At 65.9% G+C, this 4,256-nt stretch carries 2 protein-coding genes; both read right to left on the reverse strand.

Annotation, left to right across the window (positions count from 1 at the left end):
- Positions 1-61 precede the first annotated feature (61 nt).
- Positions 62-1,720, reverse strand: a complete 1,659-nt coding sequence (locus tag ACJOT3_RS32970) for a DNA recombination protein RmuC (RefSeq protein ID WP_406977049.1) — start codon at positions 1,718-1,720, stop codon at positions 62-64.
- A 383-nt stretch (positions 1,721-2,103) separates the two neighbouring features.
- Positions 2,104-4,200 carry a GmrSD restriction endonuclease domain-containing protein gene (locus ACJOT3_RS32975; RefSeq protein WP_406977050.1) on the reverse strand — a complete coding sequence of 699 codons (2,097 nt, stop codon included), beginning with the start codon at positions 4,198-4,200 and terminating at the stop codon, positions 2,104-2,106.
- Positions 4,201-4,256: the final 56 nt, after the last annotated feature.

Consider the following 4,256-nt stretch of genomic DNA (forward strand, 5'->3'; position numbering starts at 1 on the left):
CCCTCCCGGAATTCGTCCGGGAGGGGCCGCGCCGTTCACCCCGTTCTTCCTGCCCGCCCGCTCAGTTGTGGGCGGCATCCTGTCCGTCCGGCACGGGGGCCGGCTGCACGAGTTCGGGGGCCACCAGCGACCGGGTCTGTCGCTCCACGGGGGTCAGCTCGGCGAGCTGCTTGGCGGCGCGGATGCCGAGCTCGCGGAACCCGCGGGCGGTCGGCAGGACACGGCCCTCCAGAGAGCCGATTGTCGCGTTGTAGTGCTCCACCGACTTGTCGAGGGAGCCCTTCAGCTTCCCCAGGTGCTCGCCGACCTTGGCGAGCCGGTCGTAGATCTCCCGGCCCAGCTCGTGGATCCTCTCCGTGTTCTCCCACATCGCCTTCTCGTCCCAGGACAGGGCGATGGTGCGCAGCATCGGGACCAGCACGGTGGGGGTGGCGATGATGATCCGCTTCCCGAGCGCGTACTCGTACAGGTCGGGCTTGCGGTCCAGCGCCGCCTGGAGCAGGGACTCGTTCGGCAGGAACATGAGGACGAAGTCCGGGCTGCCCGCGACCTTCACGAAGTACTCCTTCGCGGAGAGCGCGTCCACGTGCCTGCGGACCTGCGCGGCGTGCTCGTCCATGAAACGGGCATATTCGGCGTCGTCGCCCGCCTCCACAGCGTTCATGAAGGCGTCGAGGGAGACCTTGGCGTCCACCACGATCCGGCGGCCGTTGGTGAGGTTGACGACCATGTCCGGCCGCTGGGTCCCCTCCTCGTCCGTGACCGTGACCTGGGTGTCGAAGTCGCAGCGCTCGCGCAGGTTCGCCAACTCGACGGCCTTCTTGAGCTGGAGCTCGCCCCACCGCCCGCGCACCTGGGGCTTGCGCAGAGCCTTGACCAGCGCCTCGGTCTGCGCGCGGCCGCGCACGCTCTCCGCCGCCAGGTTCTGGATCTGTTCGCCCAGGCGCGCCTCGGTCGAGGTCCGCCTGCCGTCGATCTCGCGCAGGTGCACGCCCAGTTCCTGGAGCTTGTCGGTGACCGCCTTGGCGGTGGTGCCCAGCTTCTCGTCCGCGGTGGCGGCGAGCTTCTCCCGGGAGGACTCCAACATCTTGGCCACGGTCGCCTCGACCTGCTCCGTCTGGAGGCGGCCGTGCTCCTCACGGACCTTCTCCAGCTCCTTCTGTGCGGCGGACACCTCGGCCTGGCGCTTCTCCAGCTCCGTCCGCTCGGTGCGCAGCTTCGCGAGCTCGGCCTCGTAACCGCCGACGCGCCGCTTCAGCTCCTCGACGACCGCCTCCAGGGCGGCCTTCTCCTTGCCGGTGGTGGCCAAGGTGCCCTCCAGGTCGCGGGCCCGCTGAGCGCTCGCGTCCAGGGAGGTTCGCAGACCTTCGGCCTCGCCGGTGATCCGCCGGTGGTCGCCGCGGGCCGACTCCAGCTCGGCCTCCAGCCTCCCGACCCGTTCCGACACGGTGTTCAGCCGGGTGGCCTGCTCGGCCGCGGCGGATTCGCTCTCGCGTTGCGCCCGCCGGGCCTCGTCGTGTTCTTCGTGGAGCTTTTCGACCTGGGACCGGGCCTGGTCACGCTGCTCTCCGACGACGCGCAGGTCCGCCTCCAGGCGGATCCGCGCGTCCCTGAGGTCGCGGTTCTCGGATCCGGCGCGGTGCCGGGCGATCAGATAACCGAGGGCGGCGCAGATCGCACCCGCCGCCAAAGGGAGAACGATGATGAGAAAGGTGTTCACGATGGTTCCTCTAAGGGAAGCGCGCGGCCCGGGTGAACAGGCCACGGAGAGGATGGGTCCGTCGCGTCCCCGGGGCCGAGGGGTTCCGCGGGAACCTCGGGGCGTTTGGGAAACGCGATGACCATCAAGGTAGCCAGAGAAACCGATGAAATGTACTTCGTGAACTGATAACCCTTCTTATCAGGTTTCTTGCAATATTCGATTCATGGCTGTTCGCGTCTGATTGTCGGAATGTGCCGTTCGGAAACCCCGGGTCACATTTCATGGAAGGCCGGGCGCCTCCCGGCCACGGAAAAGAGACGGACGCCCGGCCACCACCCGAAACCGTGCTCCGTCGGCAGACGTCCGTCCGTGTGCGTAGGCGGTAGCCCCCTCGTCCTCTCCTACTCGCCGACCTGGAATTCGTAGGCCTGTCGCACCAAGCCCATGATGTGGCCGAGATCCGCTGTGGAGCCCAGGATGACCTGGACGTTGCCGTTGCCCGTCTTTCCCTTGCCGGTTACGTCCCACGCAAGTCCACGTTCGTCGTGGAGCGATTCGAAGGGCATGTTCAGGGTGAGCTTCAGACTGTCGCTTCGCGCCACCACGTCGACGAAGTTGGTCTCGGCCTTGTAGGCGACGTAGTGCTTCAGGAACGTCTCCGTGACGGCCTCGTCCAAGGCGAGCACCCGGCCGCGGAACTCTTCGAACAGCGCCCGCAGGGACGGGTTCTCCAGTTTCGTATGGTTCGCGATGGAGTATCCGGACTCGGTGCTCATCCGGTCGGTACTGTGGAAGCCCTCGGGTTGGGCGGGACGGGGCCAGATCATCAAGGCTTGCTCGGCCAGCCGGTCGGCACGGTCTACGACGGCCTGTTCGTTCCAGGTGTCGAGGGCGCCGAGCCCCTTGTTCAGACGGAGCGGACTCTCCCGGAAACCGCCCTCCACGTCCCGCTTCTGGACGAACGGGCGATCGCTGTACTCGGAGTTGTAGCCGGTCAGCGTCAGGTTGCCGAGCGTGTGCAGGTAGCGCTCCTGCACCAGGTCCCAATCCGGGCCGAGGTCCGCGCGCCACTGCTCCGAGAGGTTCTCGTTCTGAGGCAGGATGTGCTCGATCGTGTAGTCCTCGATCGACACGTGCTCCTTCCTACCGAAGTTCTCCAACCTACGCAGCAGGTATGACCGACGCTTGAAGTTGTACATGTTGGCCGTGGTCAACTCGGCGGTGAACTGCTGGTCCGAGGGGAAGGCCCGGTAGCTCTTCAAACCCAGCAGGTGCGCCTGGACGCTCTCGACGTACCGTTCCTTGTCGATCGCTTTGGTGAAGGTGCTGAAGGTCCTGTTGAGCGAGTTCGTCGGCACGCGGCAGACGGCGCGGCGGAAGATGTAGGACGTGACCATGTCGACGATCGATACCAGGTCGTCGCGCTGGAGGACACTGCGTTCATAGTCGGTGTAGAGCTCCAGCAGTAGTGGGTAGACCACGTCCGCCTTGATTTCTCTCAGGTCCTTGAACGCCGCGGCGAGCACCTTGTCGCTCTCCTGGCCCAGGGCGACGGCGCAGTACCGCCGTGCGTAGGAGTGCAGCTCACGGACCAGGGCCTCGATCTCCGCGCCACCGGAGGTGAAGGTCCGCGCGTACTTCTTGTAGGCCCCGTAGACGTCGTCGAAGCGCGGGATCTCACCGGTCACGACTGTGAGGTAGTGCCGTACGAAGTCGTCGAACTGCTTCTCGTAGGCGGCCTGCCCGAAATCCGTCTCCATCGGCCGCCAGTAGGTGGTGTACAGCTTCTCCTGGAGGGTCGGTTTCAAGCCCATCAGCACGAAGTTGCGGATGAGGTCGGCCTGCGACAGCTGCAACCCGGTCGAGTTCATGGACTCGAAGATCAGCTGCGGGTTGTCCGACGTGCGGTCCAGCCGGATGTCGACGACGACCAGTTTCGCCAGTCCGCGGCACACGGCTCCGAGGTCCGTGCTCGGCTTGGTGAGGTGCTCCAGGAAACGCCGGTGGTTGTTGTTCACGCTCTCCGAGGGATTCGACGGCAGGGGGGTGCCGAGGATGATCGCCTTCAGCGTTTCCCGGTCCTTCTCCGACAGCAGGAGTTTGAAGTAATCCTCTCCCTCCTCGTCGTTGTTCACCAGGTAGCGGTTGCGCAGCTTCTTGGGGGAGAAATCGGCGAACGGTGCGGGCGTGCCCTCCGGGAGGCCTTCCAGGGTACGGGCCAGGGCCGCGATCAGCAGCATCACCGTGGTCATCCGCTGCTGGCCGTCGATGACGAGGTGGGGCTCCTGGGTCGTCAGGTTCGACAACCCCTTCTCCACGTACACGATCGAACCGGTGAAGTGCGACGTCAGGCCGTCGTCGCCGCCCGCTCTCTCGATGTCCGCCATCAGCTGGTCGCACTCCGCGGCGGTCCAGGAGTACGCGCGCTGGTAGATCGGGATGACGAACTGGTGACCCTGCTGGATCAGTTTCAACAAAGGGGTCTCGGAAGCCTTCACGGCGTGGGAGGACCTTTCTCGGCATGGGCTCTGCGCGGATCCCGGGCGGGCGGGTC

This window comes from Nocardiopsis protaetiae (assembly GCF_045446735.1).
GTDB classification, from domain to species: domain Bacteria; phylum Actinomycetota; class Actinomycetes; order Streptosporangiales; family Streptosporangiaceae; genus Nocardiopsis; species Nocardiopsis protaetiae.